The following is a 17,030-nucleotide window of genomic DNA, read 5'->3' as shown; positions in this document are numbered from 1 at the left end:
ATATAATAAACATATTACGAATAAAATTAATTATAAAATTTAATAGTTTTATCCTTGGGGAAGGGTGAAAGTCCCTATCGGTGGTTATAGTCCACGAGCTTTTTAGCAGGATTTGGTGAAATTCCAAAACCGACAGTTATAGTCTGGATGAGAAAGGATATTTTATATAAATATATAGGATTTTTATGCCTATATAGTATTATTTATATATAAATATTTAGCCTAAAGGATATTGACCTTTAGGCTTTTTATTATAATTAAAATATTTATTATTTAGGAGGAATTATGTCTATAAAAAAAATTACAATTACTGCACTCATAAGTTGTCTTGCATATTTAACTGTATTAGTTTTTAAAATACCGATATCATTTTTATCTTACGAGATAAAAGACGTTGTTATAGCTATAGGTTCTATTTATCTTGGTGCTAAATATGGTATTATAATAAGTTTTGCTGTATCTCTATTAGAAATGATAACCATTAGCGATTCTGGTATTATAGGATTTTTTATGAACTTTATAGCAACAACTTTATACATAACACCTATAGCCTATTTATATAATAAAAACAACTCAATAATAAAAGGAATTGTATTAGCTACGTTATGTATGACTATAGGTATGTTTATATTTAATATTATTATAACACCTATATATCTTAAAATACCATTAGCAGAAACAATAAAATTACTATTTACATTAGTAACTCCATTTAATATAATAAAAGGAGCTATAAATGGATTTATAATATGTATTATATATAAACCATTATTAAAAGCTATAAAAAAATCAAATATTTAGGGGGCGATAAAATGAATTTTAAATTTTATCACAATAATATTAATGTTTTAGACTTAGAAAAAAGCATAAAATTTTATAACGAGGCCTTAAATTTAAAAGAGACAAAAAGAATCGAAGCAAAAGACGGTAGTTTTATAATTGTATTTTTAGGAGATAATGAAACAAATCACTTTTTAGAATTAACGTGGCTTAGAGACAGAAAAGAACCTTATAATCTAGGTGATAATGAATTTCATTTAGCTTTATACACAGATGATTATGAAAAAGCTTTACAAAAACATAAAGAAATGGATTGTGTTTGTTACATAAACAACGATATGGGGATATATTTTATAAATGACCCAGATGGATATTGGGTAGAAATAATACCTAGTAAAAGATAAATATAAAATTAAAAATATTGATTTTTAAAGATTAATTCTCTAAAAATCAATATTTTTTTGTAATATAGATATTTGGTTATTTTTATTAAGCCCTATAACGTTTATATTATTTTTTATATAACTTTTAATTTTTAATATAATATCTTTTGTAACTATTTCACCTGGAGCTAAAATTGGTATACCTGGTGGATATGGTGTTACAAAATCACCGCAAATTTTATTTAAACATAAATCTATATCTAATAAATATTTTTCACTATAAAAAGCCTCTCTAGGTATAATAAAAGGTTTAATAATAGTGTTATCTTTTATATTTATATAATTTATATTATTATAAACAATATCATTGTCAATTTTAAATAATATTTCTTTAAAATATGTTAATTTATCAAAATCATCACATATGGTAGATATAGCAATTATATGATTTTTTCCATACATTTCTAACTGTATATTATTTTGTTTTAAAATAGAATTTATATAATGTCCATTTATATTACTATTTATTAAAAAAGTAAATCTACTAATATCAAAATCTACAATATTACTATTTTTTAAAATATCATCATCAATAAGTTTAATATTTTTTAGAGATTTTAAGTCTTTTCTTAAATTTTTTAAAAATAAAGTATAATCATTAAAATCTTTGATATTATTTTTACAAAAATTTGTAGCGTATTCTATACTTAACATAAACATATATGACGGGCTAGTTGTTTGTGTTATAGAAAGACATTTTTCTAATCTATTTTTATCTACAATATTGCTATTTAAATGTAACACTCCACATTGTGTAAAACTTGGCAATGTTTTATGGAAACTTTGTATAACTATATCTGCTCCACATTTAATAGCAGTATTTGGAAAATTGTTAGAAAAATTAAAATGTGCTCCGTGTGCTTCATCTACTATGAGAACTATACCCTTTTTGTGCAAAATATTAGCAATACTTTCTATGTCAGATACAAATCCTTCATAAGTTGGGCTAGTTAAAACAAAAGCCTTAATATTGGGATATTTTTCTATTGCACTTTTTACATTTTCTAAATCTATTCCACAAGGTAAGTTATATTTTATAGTAGGGTTTATATATATAGGTGATGCTCCGCTTAAAACTACCCCATTATATACACTTATATGACAATTCCTTGCCACTAATATTTGTTCATTAGGTTTTACACAAGCCATTATAGACGCTATTATTCCCCCGCTACTTCCATTAACAAGAAAATAACTTTCATCTGAACCAAAAGTACTTGATATTAGTTGCTTAGATTTTTTTATTATTCCTTCTGGCTTATGCATATTATCTGTTTCATCTATTTCTGTAAAGTCTAGGTTTATAAAATCATAAAAATCATTTAAAAATTTTTTATTTCTTTTATGTCCAGGCATATGAAAAGGATAAATATTTTTATTATCTAAATATTTTAACATATCATATATAGGTCTATCCATATTTACCTCCAGTTAGGCAAAATATTTTCATTTTGCAAAGCTTTTATTATAACCATAATAATAGGACCTATTATAAATCCAAAAACACCAAATATTTGAAGCCCTATATATATAGATATTAACGTTGCTAAGGGGTGAAGCCCTATTTGTTTTCCCAAAATCTTAGGCTCTACAAACTGTCTTGTTACAAGTATTACTACATATATGACAATAAGCCCTATAGACATACCATAATTTGAAACAATAACATTATATAAAGCCCATGGCCAAAGTATAAATCCGCTACCAAAAACAGGTAAAGCATCTATTATACCTATAATTACTGCAATAAATAAAGCATAAGGTGCTCTTAATATTAAAAGTCCTATAAAGCATATTGTTCCTATCAAACACATTATTATTGACTGTGCTTTTATATATCCAAAAACGGCTTTTCCTATACCAGATTTTACTATTTTAAATTTACTCTTATATTTTTCTGGCATTTGCCTTAATATAAATGATTGTATTTTCTCTTTATCTATAAGCATTAAATAGCAAGAAATAATACTTATAATCATTATCATAAAAGCATTAGGCACTTTTTTTATAACTTTTATAGATGTATTTTTTATTCCATTTCCTAAAAATTCACTTATTATAACAGAGGTATTTTCAAAAAATCCTATTAAAATATTTTCCAAATTATTAGGTAAAATTTTTAATATATTTTGTAATCTTTCATTAATACTTTCAAACGTATTTTTTATAGACTCTATATAAAAAGGTAAATCTTTTGCAAACTCTTTAGCTTCTTTTATTATTTGACCAATTATGCCCACACCTAAAAATGCAACAACAAATATTAAGCTAGCTATACATAATATACTACTAATATGTTTTGGTATTTTATAGGTGTTATTAAGTATTTTAAATAAAGGATATAAAATAAGGCATAAAATATACCCTATTATAAACGGTAAAAATAATCCTCCAATATAAGTTAACGTTAAATATAACAAACCTATACCTATAAAAATTTTTATCCATTTAAAAAGTTTTTGGGTATTGTCAAAGTTTAACATAAAAATCACCTCTTTTTGCTCTAATATTTATAAATTATACCTTTTTTTTATAAAAGTCAATAGTTATTTTAAAGTATAGACTAAAAGTATAAAACATATATTATGCTTTAAAATTTTTTATTTATTATATTAAAAATACTTGACGATATAAAGTATTTTTAATATAATAAAGCTAGTGCTTGTGCATATTAGATAACAAAGGAGGTGCTTTTATATGAAAATGACATATCAACCAAAAAAGAGACAAAGAAGTAAAGTACACGGTTTCAGAAAAAGAATGAGTACTGCTAATGGCAGAAAAGTTTTACTTAGAAGACGTAGAAAAGGTAGAAAGGTTTTATCTGCTTAATATAAATCTGTATCTACTTAATTCACATATTATACCAATATTTTATTTTTGGTTAAATAGCCCGCTATTTAGTGGGCTTTATGTTTTTAAAATATATAATATAGGAGATGAAAACGTTGCTTTTTACAAAATCTCTTAAAAAAAACTATCAATTTAGATTTGTATACAATAAAGGAAAATCTATAGCTAACAAATATCTAGTTATGTATGTTGTAAAAAATAATTCTTTAGAAAATTATCTTGGTATATCTGTTAGTAAAAAAGTTGGAAATAGCGTTATAAGAAGCCGTGTTACTAGGCTTATTAGAGAGAATTATCGCCTTAGTGAAAATAAACTAAAAAATGGATATAGCCTTGTTGTTATAGCCAGAAACCCCTCTAGCTTAGCTTCTTATCATGATATAAACAAAGCTATGAACCACCTTTTTTCAAAGCATAACTTATTTAATGTTAACTATTAATGGGGGACCTATGCTAAAAAAATCATGTATGTGCATTATAAAATTTTATCAAAAATTTATTTCTCCTATGAAAAAGCCTTGTTGCATATACTACCCTTCTTGTTCTAGATATGCATACGAAGCATATGAAAAATATGGTTTTTTTAAAGGTACATATCTTACAATTTGGCGTATATTAAGGTGCAACCCATTTAGCAAAGGTGGTTATGACCCTGTACCATAAAAATTATTAGGAGGATTTTATATTGTTTAACTATGTTATTTTAAATAATTTTATAGAAAAAGACCCGGGCTTTATCGTTGGCCCAATATCAAAACTTTTAGGTATTATAATAAATTTTGTATTTAAAATTGTATATACCATAACTACTGAACATTCTCTCGGATTTACTATTATATTATTTACAATTATTGTCAGATTATTATTGCTACCTTTAAACTATAAACAACAAAAATCTATGTATATAATGCAAAAGATACAACCAGAAATGAAAAAAATACAAGATAAGTATAAAGGTAATAAAGACCCTGAAGTTGCTAAAAAAATGCAACTAGAAATGACTAAACTATATTCTAAACATAATTATAACCCTATCGGTGGCTGTTTACCTATTTTTATACAGTTACCTATATTTATTGCTTTATATTTTATAATGAAAAATGCTTACCTATTTGTTACAGATATAGGTAATTTATATACACAAATTGCTAATCAAATATTATCTACACCAAACTATGCTGAAGTTATGGTACCAATAGTAGCTCCTCTTGTCCCTAGAGGTATGACTATAGATATTAGCTTATTACCTGATATGCTTAAAGCTATAAACAAATTTAGCCCAAGCGACTGGGAAGCTTTACAAGCTGGTTTACCTTCTCTAGACATATCTAACCTTTTAGCACAAAAAGCTAGTATAGAATATTTCTTAGGTATAAATCTAGCAGAAACAGTTGGTTTATCTTTCCCTAAAGTATTATTAGCTATTTTATCTGGTGCCACTACATTCCTTTCTAGTTGGGTAATGTCTAGAAACAACAAATCTGATGACCCTACTTTAAAAATGCAACAAAAAATAATGAATATTGTTATGCCTCTTATGATGACATTCTTTACAATTTCTATACCTTGTGGTGTGGCTATATATTGGATTGTTGGTAACTTAGTTCAAATTATACAACAAATTTTCTTAAGTAAATATTGTATCAAAAAATTTGAACAACAAGGTTTGGCTACTAAATAATTATTTTTTATTTTACAAGGAGGAGTTTTATGGAAGTACAAAAAATTGCTAAAACAGTTAATTTAGCTATTGATGAAGCATTAAAAGACCTTAACACTACTATTGATAAAATAGACTATACTGTTTTACAAGAGCCTTCTAAAGGTTTTTTAGGTATTGGTAGTAAACCTGCTAAAGTTTTAGTAAAGCTAAAAAATGAAATTAACTCTATCGATTCAAAATATGAAGAACTTAATAAATTTATAGAAAAAAATGAAAATTACAACAATTCTCAAGATGAAACCCGTGTAGAAATGCGTATACCAAGGATAGTTAGTGAAGATAGCTTTGACGAACCTATGGAACCTATGAAGGACCCAATAAAACAAGAAAAAACTAAAGAACTTAATAAAAACGCTCCTATTATAGCAACTAACTTTCTTAAAGAAGTATTTGATACAATGAAAATAGAAGTGGAAGTATCTGCTGAAATAAATGAAAAAAATAACCTAATAATTGATTTAAAAGGTAATGACATTGGTGTTATAATAGGTAAAAGAGGTCAAACATTAGATTCTTTACAATATCTTACAAACCTTGTAGTAAATAAAGGTGAATTTTCTTATATGTCTGTTAGTATAGATATTGCCGACTATCGTGAAAGAAGAAAACAAACTTTAGAACAATTAGCTATAAACTTAGCTAAAAAGGCTAAAAAAACAAGAAAAAGTATCAATCTTGAGCCTATGAACCCATATGAAAGAAGAATTATACACAATGCTTTACAAAATGATACATCTGTAACAACATATAGCGAAGGTGATGAGCCTTTTAGATATATTGTTATAGCGCCTAAATAGTTTTTATATTTAATACAGCTATTTTAAATTATATTTTTAATTATTAGTGTTATAATTTTAAAGGAAAAGGTTAGTATTTTACATACTAATAACCTAAAGATTATTTACATTTATTATATTAATCATACAATTATTATAACCCTTTAATTATAACTATACCTTTGCTATATGGCAAAGGTATTTGCACTATTCATTTATAGTTAATGTTTGTTTAAATTTTATAGATAGGATTGATAAAATGAAAATTAGAGAATTTGACACAATAGCCGCTATTGCCACATCTTTTGGTGAAGGTGGTATAGGCATTGTTAGAGTAAGCGGTGATGATGCTTTTAATATAGCAGATAAAATTTTTATACCTTTTGATAAAAACAAGGAAAATATTAAAATAAATGATTATAAAAGTCATACTTTAACCTATGGCGTTATAAAAGATAATGAAGAAATAATAGATGAAGTATTATTATCTGTTATGAAAGCTCCAAAAACATATACTTGCGAAAATATAATAGAGATAAACTGCCACGGTGGCAAATCTTCTGTTAAACGAGTTTTAAATACTGTGTTAAAAAATGGTGCAAGAATTGCCGAAAATGGAGAGTTTACTAAACGTGCATTTTTAAATGGTAGGATAGATTTAAGCAAAGCCGAAGCCGTTATTGATATAATAAATGCCAAAACAGATATAGGACATAAGGCTGCTATAAATAGGCTAGAAGGTAAACTAAAACAAAAAATAGACGAGTATAGAAATGATATATTAACTATGACAGCTCACATAGAAGCCTCTATAGACTATCCAGAACACGATGATGAAACAATGACTTATAATATGATAGAACAAAGCACTAAATCTCTTATTGAAAAAGTAGAAAAACTTTTAAAAACGGCCGATACTGGACGTATTGTAAAAGAAGGTATAAAAACAGTTATTTTAGGTAAACCAAATGTTGGCAAAAGCTCTATTTTAAATATTTTGTTAAACGAAGACCGTGCTATTGTTAGCGATATAGCAGGCACAACAAGAGATGTTTTAAAAGAATATCTTAATATAAATGGTGTTGCACTTAACATTGTAGATACGGCAGGTATAAGAAAAACAGATGATGAAATAGAAAAAATAGGTGTTGAAAAATCTAAAGAATATGCTAAAGAGGCCGATTTAATACTTCTTGTTTTGGATAACTCTAAGGCTTTAGATAATGATGATATAGAAATTTTAGATTTTATAAAAGATAAAAAAACTTTAGTTCTTATAAATAAAACAGACCTTAAGCCAAATCTTGATATAAATAGTCTAAAACAACATATAAAAGAAGAAAATATATTAATGTTATCTGCTAAAAATGATTTAGGCTTTGATGAGCTTAAAGATAAAATAGAAACATTATTTTTTGAGGGTAAAATAAACATAAATGAAGATATTTTAATATCTAATGAACGTAACAAAAATTCCCTTTACAACTGTATAGAAAGTTTAAAAAATGTTTTAAATACAATAGAAACAAAAATGCCTGAAGATTTTATATCTATGGATTTGATAGAAGCTTATAGATACTTAGGCGAAATAACCGGAGAAAGCTTAGATGAAGATGTTATAGATAAAATATTTTCAGAGTTTTGTCTTGGAAAATAAGCTAGAAAGGTGATAATAATGAACATATTAGCAGAAGAAAATGTAGATGTTGTTGTTATAGGTGCAGGCCACGCCGGTTGTGAAGCTAGCCTTGCAACTGCACGTATAGGTTTTTCAACAGTCTTATTTTCAATAAACTTAGATAGTATAGCAATGATGCCTTGCAACCCAAATATAGGTGGTAGCTCAAAAGGTCATCTTGTTAGAGAAATAGATGCGCTTGGCGGAGAAATGGGAAAAAATATAGATAAAAGCTATATCCAAACTCGTATGTTAAATACAAGTAAAGGCCCTGCCGTTTACTCACTTAGAGCTCAAGCAGATAAAAATAAATATCATATAGAAATGAAAAAAGTTTTGGAAAATACTCCAAATTTAGATATAGTACAAGGCGAGATAGCCGAAATAATAACTAAAGATGGCGTTGTTACTGGTGTTTTAAAAGAAGACGGAATATTATATAACTGTAAAGCAGTTATTATCTGTACCGGTACTTATTTAAAAGCTAAATGTCTTTATGGCGATATGGCAATAGAAAGTGGGCCTAATGGACTTAGACAAGCTACACATCTTAGTGATTGTCTTAAAAATTTAGGTATAAAAATGTATAGATTTAAAACTGGTACTCCAGCTAGAATAGATAAAAGAAGCGTTGATTTTTCTAAAATGTCTATACAAAATGGAGATGAAAATATTGTTCCTTTTTCTTTTGAAAATACGCCAGATAGTATAAAACGAGAACAATTACCTTGTTACCTTACTTACACTAATAGTGAAACACATAAAATAATAAATGATAATTTACACCGCTCTGCTATGTATGGCGGTATGATAGAAGGCACTGGCCCTAGATATTGTCCTTCTATTGAAGATAAAATAGTACGTTTTGCCGACAAAGAACGTCATCAAATTTTTATAGAGCCAGAAGGCGAAGATACTAATGAAATGTACGTTCAAGGTATGAGTACATCTTTACCTATAGATATACAAACAAAAATGTATAGAAGTATTGAAGGGCTTGAAAACTGTAAAATAATGCGTAATGCTTATGCAATAGAATATGATTGTATAGATGCTACTCAGCTAAAACTTAGCCTTGAATTTAAAAATATAAAAGGTCTTTTTAGCGCAGGCCAATTTAACGGTACATCGGGATATGAAGAAGCGGCCGCTCAAGGCATTATAGCTGGTATTAATGCTACAAAATATATAAAAAATGAAGAACCTTTAATACTTGATAGGTCTGAGGCTTATATAGGTGTATTGATAGACGATATTGTAACAAAAGGTAGCTTAGAGCCTTATCGTATGATGACTTCTCGTGCCGAATATCGTTTATTATTAAGGCAAGATAATGCAGACTTAAGGCTTACTGAAATAGGATATAATGTAGGGCTTATAACAGAAGATAGATATAAAAGATTTTTAGATAAAAAAGCTAAAATAGAACAAGATATAAAACGTATTAAAAAAATATCTATTTCCCCTACTGATGAAGTAAATAGTGTTTTAGAAAAATATGGTAGTACACCTTTGACAACGGGTATTAAATTTACCGACCTTATAAAAAGAACAGAGCTTTCTTATATGGCACTTGCTCCACTAGATAAAGATAGACCAGAGCTTTCTTATGATATAGAGGAACAAGTAAATATACAAATAAAATATGAAGGCTATATAGAAAAACAAATGCGTCAAGTAGAACAATTTAAAAAGCTAGAGAAAAAACGCATACCAAAAGATATAGATTATTCCAAAGTTATGAGCCTTAGCCTAGAAGGACGACAAAATTTAGAAAAAATACGTCCAGAAAGCATAGGCCACGCCTCTCGTATATCTGGTATATCTCCTGCTGATATAAATATGCTATTAGTTTATTTAAATCTTTAACCTTATATTTACTTTTTTAATATATTATAATAACTATACTCTATTTATATAAAATATTGCATAGTTTTAATGTCTAAAAGTATAAAGGAGTGATAGCTTGTTTTTTTTACCATTAAAAGATAAATTTTTACAAGAAAATTTTTTTCATATAGATAATAGCAAAGCTCCTTTTTTTAGTATATTAACTCATCAATATACTAGCAAAAGTTTTATTGAGCTTATAAGAAAAAATAGACTTATAGAAGCTAAAAATTTTATAAGTAAATCTTTTTCTGATGATGTAAATATGTGTATATTAAAGGAGTTTTTTAACGACGAATATATATATAAAACTTTAGACAAAGTATGTTTTTATAAAAATAATAATGAAAAAATAAACGCATTTTTAATAATGGATAAAAATTTAAAATTTAAAGGTATTATAAACTTTTATATGATAAATGAACCGGATAATATTAGTAAATGGAAAATATATAAAATAACAAAAGAAACTACTTTTTAAGGAGCTTTTATGAAAAACTTATTAAAAAATGCTTGTAATGAGCTTAGCCTTAATATAAATGATAATCAAATAGATAATTTTTTAAAATATAAAAATATTCTTTTAGAATGGAATGAAAAAATAAACCTTACGGCTATAACAGATGAAAAAGAGATTATATTAAAACATTTTGTAGATTGTTTAAGTGTATGTAAATTTGTAGATTTTAACAATAAAACTTTTATAGATGTAGGCACTGGAGCTGGCTTTCCTGCCCTGCCTATCAAAATATTTTGCCAAAGCTCTATCCCTACTCTATTAGACTCTTTAAATAAACGTATAAATTTTTTAAAAACAGTAGGTGATGAGCTTAATCTACAAAATATAACATATATACACTCTCGAGCAGAAGATGCTGGACAAGATATAAATTTTAGAGAAAAATATGATTTTTGCGTATCTCGTGCTGTAGCTAATTTAAGCGTTTTAGCAGAATTTGACTTACCTTTTGTAAAATTTGGAGGATATTTTATAGCCTTAAAAGGCCCTTTGTTAGATAGTGAAATTGTAGATGCTAAAAAAGCTATAGCTACTCTTGGCGGAAATATAGAAAAAATAGAATCTGTAAAAATACCTTTTACTAATATAGAACATAAACTTGTTTTTATAAAAAAAATAAGACAAACTCCTAAACAATATCCTAGAAAAGCTGGTAAGGTATCTAAAAATCCTATTAAATGACAATTTTAATACTACTTTAACGTAATATTTTGTAATTATCTTTTTATTCATAATTTTCTGACTTTTGGAAATATCTAGGAAATATATGCTATAATGCATCTAAAATATAATATAAACCATAGATGAGGTGCGTTATGCAAAATTTAAACAATATTCAAAGAGAAATTATTTATTTAGATGTTGAAAAAATACATCCTAACCCATATCAACCTAGAAGAATTTTTGAAGAAAATAGTATAGAAGATTTATCTGCATCTATAGAGGCATATGGTGTTATTGAACCTATCCTTGTAAGAGATATTAAAGGCGTTTTTTATGAACTGATAGCTGGTGAAAGAAGACTAAAAGCTTGCAAAAAAATAGGCATAGCTAAAATACCTGCTATAATTACTAATATAAACAAAAAAGATAGTGCTTGTATGGCTTTAATAGAAAATGTTCAGAGAGAAAAATTGAATTTTATAGAAGAAGCTGAAGGATTTCAAACATTAATGGTTGATTTTGGATATACTCAAGAAGAAATAGCAAAAATAATAGGTAAAAAGCAATCTACTATATCTAACAAATTACGCCTATTAAAGTTAAAAAATGATATTAAAAATACTATAATACAAAATAACCTTACAGAAAGACACGCTCGTGCTTTATTAAAATTAGATAACGAGAAAACACAAAAAGAAGTTTTAGAAAAAATATTAAAATATGACCTTAATGTACAAAAAACTGAAGAGTTAATAGAAAATACTATTAAAAAAATGTCTGGTCAAAGCTTAAAGACAGACAAGAAAATAAAAGGATACATAGGTGATTTAAGAATTTTTACAAACACAATTAAAAATGCAGTAGAAACTATGCAAGATTCAGGAGTTAATACTAATTATTCGGTTGTGAAAAAAGAAAATGGATATGAAATAAATATAAAAGTTTGTACAAATTAAAATTTAACACTACATTTAGGAGAAAATATTATGGAAATATTTTTTACAGACGATACAAATATAAATCTTGCTTTTTATATAAGAGAAGAAGTTTTTATAAAAGAACAAGGCATACCTAAGCATACAGAAATAGATGGTAGTGATAAATATGCTAAAAATGTTATTTTAACAATTGATAATAAGCCTATTGGTACTGGTAGGCTTATTGAAATAAATAAAAAAATGTATATAGGGCGTGTTGCAATATTAAAAGATTATAGAAACAAAGGATATGCAACAAATTTAATTAAGTTTTTATTAAAAGAAGCTAAAAATATGGGGTTTAAAGAAGTGTTTATCCACGCCCAAAGCTATGCAAAAAATTTTTATGAAAAATTAGGCTTTAAACAATTAGGCGAAGAATTTTTAGAGGCTAATATACCTCATATAAATATGAAAATAAAACTTTAACATTTTAAAGGGGGGACTAAAAAATTGAAATTAATAATAGGTCTAGGTAATCCTGGAAATGAATATAAATGGACAAGACATAATGTTGGCTTTGAAACTATTGATAAGCTTGCATATGATTTTAATATAAATGTTAATAAAAGCAAATTTAAATCTATTTATGGAGAAGATATAATACACGGTGAAAAAGTTATATTAATAAAACCTTTAACATATATGAACCTTAGCGGTGAATGTGTTAGAGAGTTTTTGAATTTTTATAAAGATATAAGCCTTTCTGATATTATGGTTATATGTGATGATGTAAATTTACCTATTGGGTCTATAAGAATACGAAAAAAAGGGTCAGACGGTGGACAAAATGGTTTAAAAAATATTATATATCATCTTAATAGTGATGAATTTCCGCGCCTTAGAATAGGTGTTGGCCAAAAGCCAAACCATTATACTTTGGCTAATTTTGTTTTATCAAAATTTAACAAAGAAGAAGAAAATGACATTATAAACGGCATAACATATGCAGCAGATGCTATTAATATATTTATTAAAGATAAAGAAAATGGGTTATCAAATGCTATGAATTTATTTAACAAAAAAATTAAAAAAGGTGAATAGATGGTGATTTTATGAATTTATTTAACGATATAATAAAAGAAAATAAATCTTTTAATACTATATTTGACTGTTTAAAAAATGAAACAAACCCTTTACTTTTATCTAACCTTTTAGACTCACAAAAAAGCCATATAATTTATAGTATAGCTCAAAATTTTAATAATTCTAGCCTTATTATTTGTGAAAACGAACTTATAGCTAAAAATTTCTATGATGATTTAAAATTTTTCTTTAAAGATAAAGTTTTTTACTACCCTAGCAAAGACGTTGTATTTTATAGTGCTGATGTAAAAAGCCGTGATATTATAAAATATCGTTTTGATGTTATAAAAAATATTTTATCTAACGACAATATAGTTATTGTTTTATCCATAGATGCATTATTTGATAGACTTGTAAAAAAGGACATATTTAAAAACTTTATTTTAAATTTTAAAATAGGCGATACGTTAAATATTGAAGATTTATCTAAAAAGCTTGTTTTTATGGGCTATGAAAAAACTAGTTTTGTAGAAGGTATAGGACAATTTTCTGTAAGAGGTGGCATAATAGATATTTTTAGCCCTATATTGGAAAATGCATTTAGGATAGAGCTTTGGGACGACCAAATAGACTCTATTAGGCTTTTAGACTCATTTTCTGGTAGGTCTATAGAAAATATTGATAATATAACTATATATCCTATGCGTGAGCTTGTTTATGAAGAAAATGATATACAAATTGCAATAAAAAATCTATTAGCAGAATTTGAAAAAGCTAAAAAAATTTTTAAGGAAAATGAAAAAAATGAAGAATTATTAAATTTAACATCTCATACACAAGAGGTTATAGAAAAATTAAAAACACAAAAAACATTTTCTGGCATAGATAAATACATACAATTTTTTTATGAAGATAATACAACCTTATTAGACTATTTAGATAAAAATACTATAATTTATTTTGATAGCCCAAACCGCATAAGAGAAAAAGCTAATATTACTAAAAATGAATTTTTAGATAGTTTAAAAGGTCGTATATTAAAAGGTGAAATTTTACCTTGTCAAAATCAAATGATTTTTGATTATGATGATATATTAAATTTTAGCAAAGACTTTCAAAAAATATTATTAGTAAACATAGAGCAAACATTAAAAGATTTTTCTCCAAAACAAATTATACATTTTGATGTAAAAAATTCTCCTATTGAAAAAAATAGTCTAGAGGGCTTATATGATGAGCTTAAAAGCTATAAAAACCTTAACTATACAATAGTATTTTTAGCTAGTGGTACAACTAGATGTGAACGACTAGAAAAAGAATTTAATGAAAATAATATAACCTCTATATTTTTAAATGAAGAAAAACTATCAACAAACTATACTATACATAAAGGTATTGTATATATAGTAAGAGGTAGCTTAAACAAAGGCTTTGAATATCCTAAAGAAAAGTTTGTATTATTTTCTGCTAAAGAGCTTTTTGGGGAAGAAAAGAAAAAGAAAAAAACAACTAAACGAAAAAAAGGTACAAAAATAGAAAGTTTTACAGACCTTAAAATAGGTGATTATGTAGTACACGATAACCACGGTATTGCTATTTTTTGTGGTATAGAAAAAATGGTTACCGATGGTATTAGTAAAGACTATTTAAAGCTTGGCTACGAAGATGATGGTATATTATATGTATCTGTAAACCAGCTTGATATGATACAAAAATATGTATCTGGTGGGTCTGCCACACCAAAAATAAACAAACTAGGTGGCAAGCAATGGAGTGTTGCTAAAGCTAAAGCAAAAAAATCTATCGAATTTTTAGCTAAAGATTTAGTAGAATTATATGCTAAAAGACAACAAAACAAAGGATTTATTTTTTCTAAAGATAACATATGGCAAACCGAATTTGAAGATAGTTTCCCTTTTGAAGAAACAGACGACCAGTTAAACGCCATACAAGATGTTAAAAGCGATATGGAAAGCGACAAAGTAATGGATAGGCTTATATGCGGTGATGTTGGTTTTGGAAAAACTGAAGTTGCTATAAGAGCGGCTTTTAAGGCTGTGCAAGATAAAAAACAAGTTGTATTTTTAGTGCCTACTACAATTCTTGCACAACAACATTATCAAACTTTTTCAAACAGAATGAAACGCTATCCTATAAATGTAGATATGCTTAGCCGGTTTAGAACTCCTGCCCAACAAAAAGCAACTATCAAAGGTATTGCTACTGGTGATGTTGATATTGTAATTGGTACACATAGAATTTTATCTAAAGATATAAAATTTAAAGACTTAGGGCTTATTATAATAGATGAAGAACAACGATTTGGTGTAAGACATAAAGAAAAATTAAAGGCTTTAAAAGATAATGTAGACGTATTAACATTATCGGCAACGCCTATCCCTCGTACTCTTCATATGAGTATGACTGGTATAAGAGATATGAGCTTACTTGAAGACCCTCCTCGTGAAAGAATGCCCGTTCAAACATACGTTTTAGAATATGACATAGAATCTATAAAAAATGCTATAAACCGTGAGCTTGCTAGAGGCGGTCAAGTTTATTACCTTCATAACAGAGTACATAATATAGAAGAAGAGACTGAAAAAATTCAATCATTTGTACCAGATGCCGTTGTTTCATTTGCCCACGGACAGATGAGCGAACGTGAACTTGAAAAAGTTATGTTAGGGTTTATGAAAAATGAAATAAACGTTCTTGTATGTACCACTATTATAGAAACTGGCCTTGATATATCAAATGTAAATACTATAATTATAAATAATGCCGACCGTATGGGGCTTAGCCAATTATACCAGCTTAGAGGCCGTGTAGGACGTTCTAATAAAACATCTTTTGCATACCTTATGTATAAAGAAGATAAAATTTTACAAGAAACTTCAGAAAAAAGGCTACAAACTATAAAAGAATTTACAGAATTTGGTTCTGGTTTTAAAATCGCTATGCGTGATTTAGAAATAAGAGGTGCTGGCAACCTTCTTGGGTCTCAACAACACGGACATATGGATATTATAGGATATGAAATGTATTGTAAACTTTTAGACCAATGTGTAAGAGAGCTTAAAGGTGAAGAAATTAAAGAATTTGAAACTCTTGTAGATATATCTATAAATGCCTATATATCTAATAGCTATATAGAAAATGAAACACAAAAATTAGAAATGTATAAAAAAATAGCTAATATAAAAACTGAAGCCAACTTTTTTGATATTCAAGACGAGCTAGAAGATAGATTTGGAAATTTACCAAAGGCTGTTCAAAATCTTTTAAATATTGCCTTAATGAAATCATATGCAAACAACTTAGGGGTTAATAAAATATCTCAATGTGGCAACACTATATCTATAAAGTTTAATGATGACAATAAAGTAGATATAGAAAAGCTAAAAAATTTATTAACAACTAATAAAAACTTTTCTTTTAATGGAACTTTACAATATAATATTAAAGATAATAAAGAAGACTTTGTAAATAATCTTAAAGATGTATTTTTATTTTTAATATAAAACTAAAAATATGAGGGTGTAGACTTTCTCTACACCCTCATATTTTTAGCAGTAACTTTTTTATTTTTATGCTTTGCATAAAATTCTAATCGCAAGAAGGGCTTTGCCTCGCATTGTATAAAAAGCTAGATTTTTAGGGGCTTTAGCCCTTGTACGAAGAAATCAGATTTTTTTCGT

The 17,030-nt window shown here is 26.7% G+C and carries 17 protein-coding genes and 1 riboswitch; of the genes, 15 read left to right on the top strand and 2 right to left on the bottom strand.

Annotated elements, in window-relative coordinates:
* Window positions 1-46 precede the first annotated feature (46 nt).
* Window positions 47-163, top strand: a riboswitch (FMN riboswitch).
* A 122-nt stretch (window positions 164-285) separates the two neighbouring features.
* Window positions 286-801: an ECF transporter S component gene (locus tag NBW53_RS00365; protein WP_250278163.1), complete on the top strand. Its 516-nt coding sequence runs from the start codon at window positions 286-288 to the stop codon at window positions 799-801.
* Window positions 802-812: 11 nt separating this feature from the next.
* Window positions 813-1,184 (top strand): VOC family protein, encoded by a 372-nt coding sequence (locus NBW53_RS00360; protein WP_250278162.1) that lies wholly within the window; start codon window positions 813-815, stop codon window positions 1,182-1,184.
* Between the two features lie 39 nt (window positions 1,185-1,223).
* On the opposite strand, the gene NBW53_RS00355 is transcribed toward NBW53_RS00360, so the two are convergent.
* The gene (locus tag NBW53_RS00355; RefSeq protein WP_250278161.1) at window positions 1,224-2,642 is read right to left on the bottom strand and encodes an aminotransferase class I/II-fold pyridoxal phosphate-dependent enzyme; all 1,419 of its coding nucleotides are present in this window, start codon (window positions 2,640-2,642) and stop codon (window positions 1,224-1,226) included.
* Between the two features lie 2 nt (window positions 2,643-2,644).
* Entirely contained in the window at window positions 2,645-3,706 is a 1,062-nt protein-coding gene (gene ytvI, locus NBW53_RS00350) for a sporulation integral membrane protein YtvI (protein ID WP_250278160.1), read from the bottom strand.
* A 214-nt stretch (window positions 3,707-3,920) separates the two neighbouring features.
* On the opposite strand from ytvI, the gene rpmH reads away from it, so the two are divergent.
* The 13 genes from rpmH to mfd all read left to right on the top strand — a co-directional run bounded on the left by rpmH (window position 3,921) and on the right by mfd (window position 16,853).
* Complete coding sequence (gene rpmH / locus NBW53_RS00345; protein ID WP_250278159.1) at window positions 3,921-4,055, top strand: 50S ribosomal protein L34; 135 nt, start codon at window positions 3,921-3,923, stop codon at window positions 4,053-4,055.
* 116 nt (window positions 4,056-4,171) lie between these two features.
* Entirely contained in the window at window positions 4,172-4,516 is a 345-nt protein-coding gene (gene rnpA / locus NBW53_RS00340; protein ID WP_250278158.1) for a ribonuclease P protein component, read from the top strand.
* A gap of 10 nt (window positions 4,517-4,526) precedes the next feature.
* Window positions 4,527-4,739, top strand: coding sequence for a membrane protein insertion efficiency factor YidD (gene yidD, locus NBW53_RS00335; RefSeq protein WP_250278157.1), 213 nt, complete (start codon window positions 4,527-4,529; stop codon window positions 4,737-4,739).
* Window positions 4,740-4,761: 22 nt separating this feature from the next.
* Window positions 4,762-5,757 carry a YidC/Oxa1 family membrane protein insertase gene (locus tag NBW53_RS00330; protein ID WP_250278156.1) on the top strand — a complete coding sequence of 332 codons (996 nt, stop codon included), beginning with the start codon at window positions 4,762-4,764 and terminating at the stop codon, window positions 5,755-5,757.
* Between the two features lie 29 nt (window positions 5,758-5,786).
* Complete coding sequence (gene jag / locus NBW53_RS00325) at window positions 5,787-6,596, top strand: RNA-binding cell elongation regulator Jag/EloR (RefSeq protein WP_250278155.1); 810 nt, start codon at window positions 5,787-5,789, stop codon at window positions 6,594-6,596.
* Window positions 6,597-6,834: 238 nt separating this feature from the next.
* On the top strand, window positions 6,835-8,232 hold the full coding sequence (gene mnmE / locus NBW53_RS00320; RefSeq protein WP_330651615.1) for a tRNA uridine-5-carboxymethylaminomethyl(34) synthesis GTPase MnmE: 1,398 nt from the start codon (window positions 6,835-6,837) through the stop codon (window positions 8,230-8,232).
* Between the two features lie 18 nt (window positions 8,233-8,250).
* Complete coding sequence (gene mnmG / locus NBW53_RS00315; RefSeq protein WP_250278154.1) at window positions 8,251-10,122, top strand: tRNA uridine-5-carboxymethylaminomethyl(34) synthesis enzyme MnmG; 1,872 nt, start codon at window positions 8,251-8,253, stop codon at window positions 10,120-10,122.
* A 97-nt stretch (window positions 10,123-10,219) separates the two neighbouring features.
* Entirely contained in the window at window positions 10,220-10,624 is a 405-nt protein-coding gene (locus NBW53_RS00310; RefSeq protein ID WP_250278153.1) for a hypothetical protein, read from the top strand.
* 9 nt (window positions 10,625-10,633) lie between these two features.
* Window positions 10,634-11,344: a 16S rRNA (guanine(527)-N(7))-methyltransferase RsmG gene (gene rsmG, locus NBW53_RS00305; RefSeq protein ID WP_250278152.1), complete on the top strand. Its 711-nt coding sequence runs from the start codon at window positions 10,634-10,636 to the stop codon at window positions 11,342-11,344.
* A gap of 134 nt (window positions 11,345-11,478) precedes the next feature.
* Entirely contained in the window at window positions 11,479-12,282 is an 804-nt protein-coding gene (gene noc, locus NBW53_RS00300) for a nucleoid occlusion protein (RefSeq protein WP_250278151.1), read from the top strand.
* Window positions 12,283-12,312: 30 nt separating this feature from the next.
* Entirely contained in the window at window positions 12,313-12,732 is a 420-nt protein-coding gene (locus NBW53_RS00295; protein ID WP_250278150.1) for a GNAT family N-acetyltransferase, read from the top strand.
* A gap of 24 nt (window positions 12,733-12,756) precedes the next feature.
* Window positions 12,757-13,347, top strand: a complete 591-nt coding sequence (gene pth / locus NBW53_RS00290) for an aminoacyl-tRNA hydrolase (protein WP_250278149.1) — start codon at window positions 12,757-12,759, stop codon at window positions 13,345-13,347.
* An 11-nt stretch (window positions 13,348-13,358) separates the two neighbouring features.
* Window positions 13,359-16,853: a transcription-repair coupling factor gene (mfd, locus tag NBW53_RS00285; RefSeq protein ID WP_250278148.1), complete on the top strand. Its 3,495-nt coding sequence runs from the start codon at window positions 13,359-13,361 to the stop codon at window positions 16,851-16,853.
* Window positions 16,854-17,030: the final 177 nt, after the last annotated feature.

Origin of the sequence: [Clostridium] colinum (genome assembly GCF_940677205.1) — a bacterium.
GTDB classification, from domain to species: domain Bacteria; phylum Bacillota; class Clostridia; order Lachnospirales; family CAG-274; genus Tyzzerella; species Tyzzerella colina.
The sequence above is the reverse complement of the archived record's forward strand: the minus strand, read 5'-3'. Positions and strand labels throughout refer to the sequence as shown.